General features: G+C 67.5%; 13 protein-coding genes. 9 read left to right on the forward strand and 4 right to left on the reverse strand.

Features of this window, described 5'->3' with window-relative positions; all coding sequences use genetic code 11:
* Positions 1-33: 33 nt before the first annotated feature.
* The 4 genes from GVY39_RS06770 to GVY39_RS06785 all read left to right on the forward strand — a co-directional run bounded on the left by GVY39_RS06770 (position 34) and on the right by GVY39_RS06785 (position 3,203).
* The gene (locus tag GVY39_RS06770) at positions 34-486 is read left to right on the forward strand and encodes a MarR family winged helix-turn-helix transcriptional regulator (RefSeq protein WP_223519183.1); all 453 of its coding nucleotides are present in this window, start codon (positions 34-36) and stop codon (positions 484-486) included.
* A gap of 47 nt (positions 487-533) precedes the next feature.
* The gene (locus tag GVY39_RS06775) at positions 534-1,340 is read left to right on the forward strand and encodes an HAD-IIA family hydrolase (RefSeq protein WP_159921692.1); all 807 of its coding nucleotides are present in this window, start codon (positions 534-536) and stop codon (positions 1,338-1,340) included.
* A gap of 324 nt (positions 1,341-1,664) precedes the next feature.
* On the forward strand, positions 1,665-2,297 hold the full coding sequence (locus tag GVY39_RS06780) for a TetR/AcrR family transcriptional regulator (RefSeq protein WP_236565324.1): 633 nt from the start codon (positions 1,665-1,667) through the stop codon (positions 2,295-2,297).
* A 48-nt stretch (positions 2,298-2,345) separates the two neighbouring features.
* A complete protein-coding gene (locus tag GVY39_RS06785; RefSeq protein WP_159921688.1) occupies positions 2,346-3,203 on the forward strand; it encodes an alpha/beta fold hydrolase in 858 nt (285 codons plus the stop codon).
* A 103-nt stretch (positions 3,204-3,306) separates the two neighbouring features.
* Here the strand turns inward: GVY39_RS06785 and GVY39_RS06790 are convergent, their stop codons facing one another.
* Both GVY39_RS06790 and GVY39_RS06795 read right to left on the reverse strand, forming a co-directional pair.
* Positions 3,307-5,364: a prolyl oligopeptidase family protein gene (locus tag GVY39_RS06790; protein WP_159921686.1), complete on the reverse strand. Its 2,058-nt coding sequence runs from the start codon at positions 5,362-5,364 to the stop codon at positions 3,307-3,309.
* 34 nt (positions 5,365-5,398) lie between these two features.
* On the reverse strand, positions 5,399-5,995 hold the full coding sequence (locus GVY39_RS06795) for a hypothetical protein (protein ID WP_223519177.1): 597 nt from the start codon (positions 5,993-5,995) through the stop codon (positions 5,399-5,401).
* Positions 5,996-6,178: 183 nt separating this feature from the next.
* Here GVY39_RS06795 and GVY39_RS06800 point away from each other — a divergent pair, with 183 nt between their 5' ends.
* The 4 genes from GVY39_RS06800 to GVY39_RS06815 all read left to right on the forward strand — a co-directional run bounded on the left by GVY39_RS06800 (position 6,179) and on the right by GVY39_RS06815 (position 8,837).
* Positions 6,179-7,153, forward strand: coding sequence for a dipeptidase (locus tag GVY39_RS06800; protein ID WP_159921798.1), 975 nt, complete (start codon positions 6,179-6,181; stop codon positions 7,151-7,153).
* Positions 7,154-7,468: 315 nt separating this feature from the next.
* Entirely contained in the window at positions 7,469-7,843 is a 375-nt protein-coding gene (locus GVY39_RS06805; RefSeq protein ID WP_159921684.1) for a hypothetical protein, read from the forward strand.
* 77 nt (positions 7,844-7,920) lie between these two features.
* A complete protein-coding gene (locus tag GVY39_RS06810; protein ID WP_159921682.1) occupies positions 7,921-8,295 on the forward strand; it encodes a hypothetical protein in 375 nt (124 codons plus the stop codon).
* A 326-nt stretch (positions 8,296-8,621) separates the two neighbouring features.
* Positions 8,622-8,837 carry a hypothetical protein gene (locus tag GVY39_RS06815; RefSeq protein WP_159921680.1) on the forward strand — a complete coding sequence of 72 codons (216 nt, stop codon included), beginning with the start codon at positions 8,622-8,624 and terminating at the stop codon, positions 8,835-8,837.
* 620 nt (positions 8,838-9,457) lie between these two features.
* On the opposite strand, the gene GVY39_RS06820 is transcribed toward GVY39_RS06815, so the two are convergent.
* Positions 9,458-10,465, reverse strand: a complete 1,008-nt coding sequence (locus tag GVY39_RS06820) for an NADP-dependent oxidoreductase (protein ID WP_159921678.1) — start codon at positions 10,463-10,465, stop codon at positions 9,458-9,460.
* Positions 10,466-10,627: 162 nt separating this feature from the next.
* Positions 10,628-11,695, reverse strand: coding sequence for an AraC family transcriptional regulator (locus GVY39_RS06825; RefSeq protein WP_236565323.1), 1,068 nt, complete (start codon positions 11,693-11,695; stop codon positions 10,628-10,630).
* A gap of 131 nt (positions 11,696-11,826) precedes the next feature.
* Between GVY39_RS06825 and lpdA the strand changes: the two genes are divergently transcribed.
* The gene (gene lpdA / locus GVY39_RS06830) at positions 11,827-13,230 is read left to right on the forward strand and encodes a dihydrolipoyl dehydrogenase (RefSeq protein WP_159921676.1); all 1,404 of its coding nucleotides are present in this window, start codon (positions 11,827-11,829) and stop codon (positions 13,228-13,230) included.
* Positions 13,231-13,335 lie beyond the last annotated feature (105 nt).

The following is a 13,335-nucleotide window of genomic DNA, read 5'->3' on the forward strand; positions in this document are numbered from 1 at the left end:
TTGAATAATAGATCAGGCGGATAGCATGCGTTCATGACGTCCATGCCCGCCGCCGAACGGATCGGCTCGTATCTCAAACGTGCCGAGCAATCCCTCAACGCGGCCAAGAACGCCGCGTTGAAGCCGGCGGGCGTCACCGTCCCCCAGTACGCCGCGCTGCTGTACCTCGCCGAGAATCCCGGCATCTCGGCCGCCGCCCTGGCGCGGCTGTGCGGCGTCACCCCACCGTCGATGAACACCGTGTTGAGCAATCTGCAAGACCGTGGCCTAATCGAGCGCACACCGCACCCGTGGCACAAGAACGTCCTGGAGACCACGTTGACCGAGCAAGGCACGGCGCTCATGCGCGAGGCGGACGCCCGCGCGATCCGCGTCGAACGCGCCTTGGCCGAGGAATTCACCGCCGCCGAACGAGCGACGTTGCAAGACCTGCTCACTCGATGCGCCGACCGACTGGACTCGATCCGTCCCGACCCGGCCTCGTAGCCGCGGCTCCCGGCGTCTGGCGGGGGTGGCGGTCGTACGCTGAAGCCATGCCGGACCGCGATCGGATTCAGGGCGTGCTCTACGACATCGACGGCGTCCTGGTGACCTCCTGGCAGGAGATCGAGGGCGCCGCCGCCGCGGTGCGCCGGATCCGGGACAGCGGGCTGCGCCGCGCCTTCCTGACGAACACCACCTCGCGCACCTGCGCCGAGATCGCGGAACGACTGTGCGACACCGGTATCGAGGTCGACGGCGCCGAAATCGTCACCGCCGCACGCCTGACCGCCGAGTTCGTGCGCGGCCGCTACCCTGACGCCACCGTCTGGGTGCTCAATCACGGCGACATCGCGGCGGACCTCACCGGTCTGCCGCTCGACGACGATCATCCCGACGTCGTCGTGATCGGCGGAGCCGGACCGGAATTCACCCATGCGGCGCTGAGCCGGGTGGCGGAACTGATGCTGGACGGCGTGCCCGTCGTCGCCATGCACAGCGGGCTGACCTGGGCGACGGCGGAGGGTCTGCGCATCGACGCGGGCGCCTACCTACCCGGCTTGGAAGCGGCGGGCAACGCCCGTATCGAGGTGGTCGGCAAGCCGGCCGCGACAGGATTCCGGACCGCCGCGGCGCTGATGCGCCTGGACCCGGCGCAAGTCCTGATGATCGGTGACGACCTGCACTCGGATGTGCTTGCGGCGCAAGACGCGGGTTTGACCGGCGTCCTGGTACGCACCGGAAAGTTCCGGTCCGGTGTGCTCGCTTCGGCCGACCGCGCGCCCGATCACGTTCTCGATTCCGTGGCCGCGCTGCCGGAATTATTGGGTGTTCCGACAAAGTGGGCGAACCGGCCGTAACCGACGAATCGGAATGGAACAAAAAATTCTACAGTTTCCCTCTAAAATTGCCCGCAATCACAAGGTGTCTCGGTATGGTCTGTTTCGGCAAATAGCCAGTGACAAGGAAAGTTCAACGGTCAGATCGGAGTTGCCGGATGTTCGATCCGCTGATGAGCGTGCTAGTGCGCAGGCTACTATGGTCGCCGGGCTCAGGCTCGGCGACCGATCAATGAGGTAGCAACTGCTCAGCCAACTTTCGGCTAATTGTTGTTCCGCCGGGGGTTGTAACGAAGGGCCCGATCGATGACGATGAGTTCGGGCCCTTCTGTATTGTCTGCCCCAATGTCACAGGATGCGAATACAGGTCGAATGTATGCCGGGCAACCCGTCGAGGACCGGCAGCGTCAGCGGCGTGCGCGTTTTCTGGAGTCAGGCCTGACGGTCTTCGCACGAGACGGCTACGCCAACAGTTCGGTCGGCGCCATCTGCAAGGACGCCGGACTCTCCTCGCGACAGTTCTACGAGGAGTTCACCGGTCGCGAGTCGCTACTCCTAGAACTCTACGAGCAGATCGACCGGGAGTCGCGGGACGCCGTGAAGAAGGCGCTGGACGCGAAGTCCGGCGCCAAGGCGCTGGACGTCATCGACGCCGCCGTGCGCGCCTACGTCGAATCCCTCGGATCCGATCCGCGTAAGGCGCGCGTCGCCCTGGTCGAAGTGGTCGGGGCGGGCCCGAAGGTGGAGAAGTTCCGCCTCGCGGTGCGCCGGGAGTGGGGTTCGTTGCTGGCGGGCGCCGCCGAAGACGCCGCGCTGCACGGTGAGATACCCACCGGCGACTACGAGATGCGCATGCTCGCCACCATCGGCGCCGTCAACTACGTGGTCGACTCGTGGAGCGGCGCGGAGCCGCGCCCGCCGCTCGACGACGTCATCCGGGTGCTGAGCAGAGTGATCATCGGCGCGGTCCGCGCCTAGCGTCCCGGCCTGCGCGACCAGGGGCGACGGGCGCGGTAGCGTGCGAACATGCAGACAGTTCCGATCCAGATGCCGGACGGCACCACGGTTCCGGTGCGGTTGATACCCGCCGAGGGCGCGCACCGGCACCCGGTCACCCCCGACGCACCGCGCCCGGTCCTGGTGATCGTGCCGGGGCTCGGCGTTCCGGGGGGGTACTACGAACTGTTCGCCTCGGGTCTGGCGGCGCGTGGATTCGACGTGGCGATCGGCGAGATGCGCGGCAACGGCGACAGCAGGCCGAGGCCGAGTTCCGCCAGCACCTTCGGCTACCACGAACTGGTCTCGGTGGACTTCCCCGCGATCTTCGAGGTGGTCCGCGAGCAGTTCCCGGACAGCACGCCCTACCTGCTCGGTCACAGCATGGGCGGCCAGCTCGGCGTCATGTACGCCGCGCGCATCCGGGGCAGGCTGGGCGGGCTGATCCTGGTGGCGTCGGGCACCCCGTATTACCGTGGCTACCGGGGACTTTCGGGTCCGGGCATGCTGGTCGGCACCGCGGCGATGTCGCTGACGGCGAACCTGGCGGGCTTCTGGCCCGGCGACCGCGTGTCGATGGGTTTCGGCCGCCAGTCCAAGGTCCTGATCTCGGACTGGGCCCGGCTGGCGCGCACCGGCCGGTTCGTACCCGTCGGCGCGGACATCGATTACGAGGAACGCATCGCCAGGCTGAAACTGCCGGTGCTGTCGATCACGATGACCGGCGACGACCTCACCCCGCCCAGCTCCGCCGAGCACCTGCTGGAGAAGCTGCCCAACGCCGAGGTGACGCGCTGGCGTCAGCCGGAACCGCTGGGCCACAACGGCTGGATCCGCCAGTACACCAGCACCGTCGACCAGATCGAGAAGTGGCTGCGCGATCGATAGCCGAACCTGCGCCTTCGCTGGACCGTGCGCAGGCCGCCGCGCCGTGCGCGGGAACGGAACGGACTGCGCACGGCTGCGTCGATTGATCAGGCGCGTCGATTGATCAGGCGCGGCGTTCGATCAACATCTGCGTGAAGAACTCGTAGATCAGCGCCGCCTGGAAAGCCGACTGCTTGTTGTCGGCGGCGCCGCCGTGACCGCCCTCGATGTTCTCGTGGTACCAGAACTCGTGGCCCTGCTCCTCCAGCAGCGCGGCCATTTTCCGGGCGTGGCCGGGGTGCACCCGGTCGTCCCTGGTGGAGGTGGTGAGCAGGATCGGCGGGTAGGCGCGGTCGGCGCGAGCGTTCTGGTAGGGCGAGTACTTGCTGATGTACTCCCATTCCTCCGGCTTGTCGGGGTCGCCGTACTCGGCCATCCACGAGGCTCCCGCGAGCAGCAGGTGGTAGCGCTTCATGTCCAGCAACGGCACCTGGCAGACGATCGCGCCGAACAATTCCGGGTAGCGGGTCAGCATCACGCCCATGAGCAGTCCGCCGTTGCTGCCCCCCACCGCGCCGAGCTGATCGGCGGTGGTGACCCCGCGCGTGACGAGATCCTTGGCGATCGAGGAGAAGTCCTCGTAGACCTTGTGCCGGTTGGCTTTCTGCACCGAGGTGTGCCACTGCGGCCCGTACTCGCCGCCGCCGCGGATATTCGTCATCACCCACGTTCCGCCGCGCTCCAGCCAGCCCATGCCCGACGCGCCGCTGTAGGCGGGGGTGCGCGACACTTCGAAGCCGCCGTAGCCGGACATCACCGTCGGTCCCGGAACGTCTTTGCGGTCACCGCGCCGGATCACGAAGTACGGCACCATGGTGCCGTCGTCGGAGCGGGCGAAGAACTGCTCGGTCTCGACTCCGTCGGCGTCGAAGAACCCGGGCTCCTGCTTGAGCCGCTCGGTACGCCCGCCGACCGAACTCGTCAGCAGCGTCGCCGGAGTGGTGAATCCACTGGTGCTCAACATGAACTCGTCGCCGCCCTCCAGCGGGTCGAGGTTCAGCACGCTGGTGGTCGCCATCGACGGGGTGTCGGCCAGCGGTTCGCGGCGCCAGCCCTCCGTACCGGGGGTCAGCACGTAGAGCTCGGTCTGCACGTCCTCGAGCGTGACCAGCAACAGGTGATTCTCGGTCCAGCCGTAGCCGTGCAGCGCGGTGTGCGCGTCGGGGGTGAAGAGAACCTCGAATTCCCGTGCGCCGGCCAGGAACTTCTCGAAGTCGGTGGCCAGCAGCGCACCCGCGGGATAGCTCGCGCCGCCGACCTCCCAGGGCGACTTCAGCCGCACCAGCAGCCAATCCTTGTACCAGGATTCGCTGGCGTCGCTCGGGATGTCGAGATGCCGCAGCGTGCCGTCTTCCTCGAGCAGGTAGACCTCTTCGTTGAAGAAGTCGGTGGCGCGGCCGACGTAGTGCCGTTCGTAACCCGGAGTGCGGTCGTAACCCGCCGAGACCGCGACGTCACCGGGCTCGCCCTCGAAGACGGTCTTCGCCTCCGCCAGAGCGGTGCCGCGGCGCCACAGCTTCGCGATCCGCGGATACCCCGAATCGGTCAGCGAGCCCGGGCCGAAGTCGGTGCCCACGTACACCGAATCGATATCGATCCAGCGGATCTCCGACTTGGCCTCGGGCAGGAAATAGCCGCCGTCGGCCGGGTCGATGAATACCTTGCGCTCGATGTCGAACTCGCGCACCACCTTGGCGTCCGCGCCGCCGCGCGACAGGCTGATCAGCGCGCGGGACTGTTCGGGCCGCAGCACCCCGGCCCCGCCCCACACCCAGTTCTCGTCCTCGGCGGCGGCCAACGCGTCCACGTCGATCAGCACCTCCCAGTCCGGCGCGTCCTTGGCGTACTCGGCGAACGTGGTGCGCCGCCAGAGGCCGCGCGGGTGCTCGGCGTCCCGCCAGAAGTTGTAGAGCCAGCGGCCGCGGCGGCCGGGGTAGGCGATCTTGGCGTCCGTGTCGAGCATGGCGAGGATGCGGCGCTCCAGTTCGCGGAAGCGATCGGATTCGGCGAACCGGGCATGTACGACGGCATTGTGCGCGCGGGCCCAGTCCAGGGCACGCTCGTCGGTCACTTCTTCGAGCCAGAGGTAGGGGTCGGTCACGTTCTGCTCAACGCCGCTCATCCCCACATTGTTGCCGAGCCCTGCCGCGGCGGGGTCACCAGGAGTGCGCTACGTCCACCACGACGCGCGATCCGTTGCCCGGCCCGCCGAGGGTGTGCACCTTGACCGGCAACCGGGCGCGCGTACCCAGACCGACCGTGGTCTGGCCTTCGAAGGAACCGGCCCACGACACCTGGCGGAAGGTCCGGTAGTCCCGCACGTCGGCGAGTTCGGCCCGGTTCGCGGGGTTGTAGGTGGGGGTGAACGCGTCGTCGTGGGCGGGGGCGTTGACGGTGATGCTCAGGAACGCCGCGCCGCGCAACGGGACAGGTGCGCCGGAGCCGTCCATGACCACCCGCTCGACGTAGCCGACGTGGTAGCCCGTCGCGGGCCCGGCGATGTCGAAGACCAAGCGGTCGAAGCAGTCGTGCCGCCCGGCGCGCACGCCGGTCAGCGGCGCGGGCGTTCGTGCCTGGCTCACCTTGGGGATCGAGCCCCAGCCGGAGGCGCACTCCGGGGCGGCGGAGGCGGGGACGGGCGCGATCCAGAGACCGGCGAATGTCACGAAGGAGAAGAACAGGAGAAGCAAGCGACGCATGGCCGCACCGCCTTCGGGGCACAGGAGTATTGATGCGTAATATGCATCGGTCATCGCGGGCGCCCTGTTACAGCTGCAGCGACCCAAAAGCGTTGTCGAACGCGGCAACTCGGCCACTGTGTGGCGCATCGAGGCTCATCGTTTGCTGTCTGCGGACGCCCGCTGCGACCGGACAGTAGGATCGCTGCTCCGAGGCCGATCCGACCAGGAGGTTCGAGGTTGCCACCACTGCTGAGGTTGCCACCACTGCTATGGGAGCAGCACTGCTGTCTACCGCTGTCGCCCGCCGCGCGCATCGGCGACCTCGCGCGCTACCCGGCCGGGTCCTACCTGTCGGTGAACGTCGGGTACTCCCGGCAGTCGACCGACGACTCCCTGGCCCTGCTGCGCCGTTTCCGCCGGGAGGCGCAGGCGGACGACCGGTTCCGCCTGGTCCGCACCGTGGACGACATCGGCGATCCTGGCACCATCGGGCTGGCGTTCGATCTGGAGGACGCCGGGCCGCTCGGCGGCGACCTGGACAACGTCGCGCGGTTCTACGAGTTCGGCGTGCGCTCGCTGCTGCCCACCTACAACCACGCCAACGCCGCGGGCTGTGGGTGTCTGGACACCGAGGACACCGGACTCACCGGGTACGGGCGCGACCTCGTACACACGCTCAACGAAGCCGGGATGTTCGCGGACGGGTCGCACTGTTCCCGGCGCACCGGGCTGGAGATCGCCGAGCTGAGTGTCGTCCCGATGATCTACAGCCACTCGAACTTCGCCGCGCTGTGGGAGCATCCGCGCAATATCACCGACGAGCAGGCGCGAGCCTGCGCGGCGACCGGCGGCGTGATCGGGATCAACGGCGTGGGAATCTTCCTCGGCCGCAACGCTCCTGGCGAGCGTGCCGAACGGATCGAGGCGATGGCGCGGCACATCGAGTACGGCGCCGAACTCGTCGGAATCGAGCACATCGGGATCGGTTCGGACTACTCCTTCGACGCCGAGGACTTCAACGCCGAAATGCGGCAGAATCCGCACGCCTTCTCCGAGGCATACACGAAATGGGGTCCGTTGCAGTGGGTTCCGCCGGAAGATCTGCTCGGCGCCGCCGACGTGCCCGGCCTCGCCGAGGCGCTGGCCCGGCGCGGGTTCACCGCTGCGGATCTGGCGGCGGTATTCGGTGAGAACTTCCGGCGCGCCGCCGCGCTGGTGTGGAGGAATTGAAGGCCACAGGTGATGCGGAACCGCATGGGCGGATCCGGGTACCGACGGCGATGTAGTCGAGGCGATTTCAGCAAGGCTGGACCCGTTGCTCTGAGCGGCGCAACCGTATCGGGAGGATGTCGAATGCGCTGCGGTAGGAAATTGTCTGTACGACAGCGATACCGGTCGGCCTCTTTACCTGTCGTTAAGGATTTCGCAAGTCTGATCGGCGAGTGTGATCGCGAATCCGCCGGTCGGTACGAGAACTTGACAAGACTCGGACTGTGCGGCCGGATTTCCATTGCGGCAGTGATTTCGATGTCGAACGGAGCCTTGATGATCACCACCCGCCTCGCCCTCCTGGGGCTTCCCGCGCTCGTGCTGGCCGCTGTTGCCGGTCCGGCGACGACTCCCGTCGCCGCGGCGCAAAACCCGCTGCCGACTTACACGTGCCGATACACGCCCATCGAGCACTACTTCGTAGTATTGAACTCCATGAGGGGGCGCAAATGCACGGCGTCACCGGGCGCCCCGCTGGACGATATTTATTTCCACCCCGTCAGGATGGAAAACGGCCTCACCAGTGAGAAATGGGACTGCGGCGCCGCATTCGTGTACCTCGACAATCCGATCCACCCGGGAATGTCTCAGTACGACGCGGAGCAGGTGCTCAACGCCGGGGTCGACGCGAGCAACTGCCGCCCGATCTGACCGCGCGACGCAAACGATGCAGCATGCGAGCCGCCTCTTCTGATAATTGCCGATTTCTATTCGGAACGAGAAACACGATGATCACGACTCCCCTGTTCCGCCTCGGGCTGCCCGCACTCGTGCTGGCCGCCACCGCCTGTCTGATGACCGACGCCACCGCTGCCGCGCAAGCCCTGCCGACCTACACCTGCAAATACACGCTCGACGAACCGCATTTCGGATCCGTGAAAGGCCGCGAATGCACTTCCTCGGGGGGTGCCCCACTGGGCGGTTGGCACATGATCACTTTCCAAATGGAAAACAGTGCGACCGGTGAAAAGTGGGTATGCGGCACCGTCGAGGCGGCCTTGATTCCATACTATCTGGACAAAGTCGATCCGGATTACTCCGATATCGAACGGGCCTACGGTCGTGGGGCGGACGCGAGTGTCTGTGACCGCTTGCTGAACTGAGCCCGATCACCTGCGGGTGGGGCCGAATCTCGCATCGACACCGGTCGGCCGCGCCGACGCCTCGCCCCACCCAGCCAGGTGGTCCCACCGAACCCTGCCATGGAGGCACATCGCCGTAGGACCTACTCGTGTTTTGCCACAGCCATGTAGCACTCGCGAGACATGTCGGGGATTGTGTCGTGCCCGTGCCGGTCTTACCGGAACTATTAGTCCGTCGACCGACGCGAAGCCAGCCGTATCTAATAGGGGCTTGTGATTCTCGATTCGGCCGCGCATGGTCGAACACCATGCGAACCGAAACCACCCGCACCCGTCTCCACAGGGCTGTGACAACTGTCATCATCGGGTTGACGCTGGCCGTGGCCGGAGCCCCTGCCGCGTCGGCCTTCCCCGGCCAACCCGCTACCGCTGGTTCGGTAGCGTCGCCGGTCGATTCCGGATCCTCATCCGGCTCGGGCTATCTGCTGGAAGCGGCCCTCAACGCCCTCTGCGCCCTGACCGGCTCACGACCGACCTGCTGGGGTAGCGTCCCCAGCGTGTGACGCACCTGTAGTGCGTACGTCTGGCCACAACTAGCGGCCGGACACCCCGCGCCGAGGCAGCCCAGACACAGGTCCGGTCGACCGTGCGGTATTCATCGGCCGCGAAGCGGGGCGGGAACAGGCAGTCCTCGCCCGTCGAGTCTGTTGGCTCACAAAGAAGCTCGCCATGGGTATCGGCCCGGGGTGTCACACGCACGATCCATCCGTCGTCGACGACGAGTTCCAGCCGATCCGCCACGTCGAACGTCTGCCCGACCGCCAGCGCGGTCGCAGGGAGTACAGCACTCTCCTCGATGTCCGTGAGCTATAACTGGGCGCGCATGATCTCTACCCGCGCGTGGCAGGACACCGGCGCGAATTCATGTCGAATGCAACGTGAATTCGGCAGTGTATTGCACGTTGCCTGGCGCGGTGGTGTGTCCATTGGTCGCGGTAAACGCGCAGCGCGCGTGAAGACGATACGTGGTGTCGAGTCGAAGGTCGGTGACGACCGAATGCCACCAGTAATCGGCGGGAATACTGCTGTGGGAGTCGTTGACTGGCCTATAGTCGCCCTCGCAATAGTCCTCGACCCAGCTTGCCGCAGCCGCCCTGTGCCGCTCGCGAGACAAGTCGGGGGATTACGCCAGCCGGACCAGCATTTTGCCGGTGTTGGCGCCGGAGAGGACGCCGAGGAATGCGGCGGGGGCCTGTTCCAGGCCGTTGTACACGGTGTGCCTGGTGTGTAGGGTGCCGTCCGTCAGCCAGCCGGCGGCCTTGGTGATGTACTCGCCGAAGATCGGGAAATAGCTGCTGACCAGCATGCCGCGTAGCGAGAGCTCCCTGGTCGCGGCGAGATACAGGTCGGGGCCCGCTTCGGCGGTGGGGCCGTTGTACCCGCTGACCGCGCCGACCAGCGCGATGCGGCCGGTGGGCCGCATGGCCTCTACCGCGACGCGCAGGTGTTCCCCCCCGACGCTGTCGAGATACACGTTTATGCCTTCGGGGGCAGCCGACGTCAACTGTCCGGCGAGGTCACCTTTTCGGTAGTCGATGGCGGCGTCGAAACCGAACTCGTCGAGCAGCAGGGTGGTCTTGGCCGCGCCGCCCGCTGACCCGATGACCCGCGCCGCGCCGAGCTTCTTGGCGATCTGCCCCGCGACGCTGCCGACCGCGCCTGCCGCCGCGGAGATGAACACGGTGTCGCCGGAATCGACCCGGGCGACATCGGTCAGCGCCGCATAGGCGGTCAAGCCGGTGGTGCCGAGTGCGCCGAGATAGTGCTGCGGTGCGGCGAGCGAAGTGTCGACCGGCGTGGCGGTGGCGGCGTCGACCACCGAGTAGTCGCGCCAGCCCGCGAAATGGGTGACGGTCGCGCCGACCGGGATGCCGGATGCCGAGGCGATCACTTCGCCCACCGCCGAGCCTTCCAGCGCCGCGCCCACCTGGAACGGCGGGATGTAGGACGGACGGTCGTCCATCCGGCCGCGCAGGTACGGGTCGACCGACATCCAGGTGTTGCGCACCAGGATCTGTCCTTCGGCGAGTTCGGGGATCGGGCGTTCGACCAGAGCGAAGTTCGCCGCCGTCGGCGCGCCGGTCGGGCGTGCGGCGAGGTGGAACTCACGCGCGGTGAGCGGGAGGGTCATGGCGGTGCCTTTCGTACGGCCGCGGGGCGGCCGGTTGTTCAGGATTCGCCGGATGCGATCCGGCACCGACGACGCTATGAGCGCCGAGGTCCCGCGCCCAGGTCCTCCGCCGCCATCAACCGGTCCGGACGCGCCGGGCGATCAGAGACCTGGCAGGAAGCGCTACCGCCCTCTGGCCCGCGACGGCGGTGAGCCGCTCCACCGCTGATAGGCCTTGCGCAGCGCGCGGTCGTCGGCGAACCCGAGCCGCCCCGCGATCGCGGCCGTGGTCAGCCGTCCCTCCGTCAGCAGGGTGCGCGCCCGCTCGTAGCGGACGCGGTCGTATTCCTTGCTCCACGTGGTGCCCTGCTCGGCCAGTTGGCGTTGCAGAGTGCGGGTGCTCACCGTCAGTCTGCGGGCAAGGGCGCCGAGTGAGGCATCGCCGTCATCGATCGCCGCCGCGATCGCCAGCCGCAAGGACTCCAGTGGTCCTGGGATCGGCCGGGCGGCGGCCAGCACCAGGTCGGCGTGGCTGCGCAGCAGTTCCGCCAGTCGGGGATCGGCGCGTACCAGCGGCGCTCGGGCATCGGCTTCGGCGAAGGTGATCGCGTCGAAGGGAGCGTCGAAGTCGATACGTGCGGTGCCGAACGCCTCGGTGAGGATCCGGTGGCCGGGCGGCGCGGAGCGACTGAGGACGACCCGTTCGGGGACCACGAGACGGCCGGTGGCTTCGCGGGCGCGGCGCAGGTAGTAGGCGAGCACGTATTCGGTGACCACGGAGACCGTCGCGGGGTCCGGGGCGGTGGTGTGGAAGGCGACGGTCAGCGCGCCGTCCTCGCCGAGATCGAAGCGTTCGGGGGCCGCGGTGACCAGGCGGTGGTACGGCTGGGCGGTGCGCAGCGAATCCGCCAGCGTCGGCCCGTTGGTGACCAGGTAGTCCCAGGTGGTGAGGGTGCCGAGCGGTGCGGCGGCGGCCACGGCGAGCCCGGCGCTCGGTTCGGGTGCGGTGCGGGCGAGCAGGTCCCACAGCCGGATCACCGAGCTCAGCGGAATCCGGTTCAACTCGCCGGTCAGCGTCGCGTCATCGGTGCCGGGAATGGCGGCCAGCAGGTCGGGCCCGACTCCCGCGGCCGCGGCGGTGTCGCGCACCAGCCGGGTCAGATGGGTGGAAGCGGTCCCGTCGAGCGGGTCGGAGGGGGTCTCGGCCGCGCCGCGAACGGGTGCCGCGATCGGGTCGACACGGCTGCTCACGCGGCATGCTAACCCCGCACAGCCACCGCGTTCTTCCCGATCAGGGGAAGTTCGCCCGCCGGTGTGGTCCACGCCTCACAGTAGTGGGGGACGGGTGGGTGAACTTCCCGCCGCGGAGTTAGGCTCGGGTCGTGACTTCCCACTACGATGTCGTCGTTCTCGGTGCTGGTCCCGGCGGATACGTCGCCGCGATCCGCGCCGCTCAACTCGGCCTGCGAACAGCGATCGTCGAGCAGAAATACTGGGGCGGTGTGTGCCTGAACGTCGGCTGCATCCCGTCCAAGGCGCTCCTGCGCAACGCGGAGCTCGCCCACATCTTCACCAAGGAGGCGAAGACCTTCGGCATCTCCGGCGAGGTGAACTTCGACTTCGGGGTCGCCTTCGACCGCAGCCGCAAGGTCGCCGACGGCCGGGTCAAGGGCGTCCACTTCCTGATGAAGAAGAACAAGATCGACGAGTTCGACGGCAAGGGCACCTTCACCGGCCCGAACTCGCTCTCGGTCGAACTCGGTAAGGGCGGCACCGAGAACATCACCTTCGACAACGCGATCATCGCGGCGGGCACCGTCACCAAACTGCTGCCGGGCACCCAGCTCAGCGCCAATGTGGTCACCTACGAGGAACAGATCCTCACCCGGGACCTGCCCGGTTCGATCCTCATCGTGGGCGCGGGCGCGATCGGCATGGAGTTCGGCTACGTTCTGAAGAACTACGGCGTCGACGTGCGCATCGTCGAGTTCCTCGACCGCGCGCTGCCGAACGAGGACGCGGACGTCTCCAAGGAGATCACCAAGCAGTACAAGAAGCTCGGCATCACCATCACCACCGGTGCGGCCGTGCAGTCCATCGAGGACGACGGCGCCAAGGTCACCGTCGCGATCAAGGACAACAAGACCGGCTCGGTCGAGACCGTCACCGTCGACAAGGTGCTGCAGGCCGTCGGCTTCGCCCCGCGCGTCGACGGCTACGGCTTGGAGACCACCGGCGTGCAGGTCACCGACCGCGGCGCGATCGGGATCGACGACTACATGCGCACCAACGTGCCGCACATCTACGCGATCGGCGACGTCACCGGCAAGCTCCAGCTCGCGCACGTCGCGGAGGCGCAGGGCGTGGTCGCGGCCGAGACCATCGCGGGTGCGGAGACCGTCACCCTCGGCGACTACCGGATGATGCCGCGGGCCACCTTCTGCCAGCCGCAGGTCGCCAGCTTCGGCCTGACCGAGCAGCAGGCCCGCGACGAGGGCTACGACGTGAAGGTCGCGACCTTCCCGTTCACCGCCAACGGCAAGGCGCACGGCCTCGGCGACCCGACCGGTTTCGTGAAGCTCATCGCCGACGCCGAGTACGGCGAGCTGATCGGCGGGCACCTCATCGGCCCGGACGTCTCCGAACTGCTGCCCGAGCTCACGCTGGCGCAGAAGTGGGATCTGACCGTCAACGAGCTGGCCAGGAACGTGCACACCCACCCGACGCTCAGCGAGGCCCTGCAGGAAGCCTTCCACGGCTTGGCAGGCCACATGATCAACTTCTGAGCTGTCCCCGACGAGGGCGTGCGGTCATCGATCGCACGCCCTTTTCGTCTCCCGGGCAATGGTTTCCGCGTCGGTAGCGACGGCGGGACACGGCGCCGATACGCG

Source organism: Nocardia sp. CY15 (assembly GCF_009829295.1).
In the GTDB taxonomy this organism is placed as follows: Bacteria; Actinomycetota; Actinomycetes; order Mycobacteriales; family Mycobacteriaceae; genus Nocardia; species Nocardia sputi.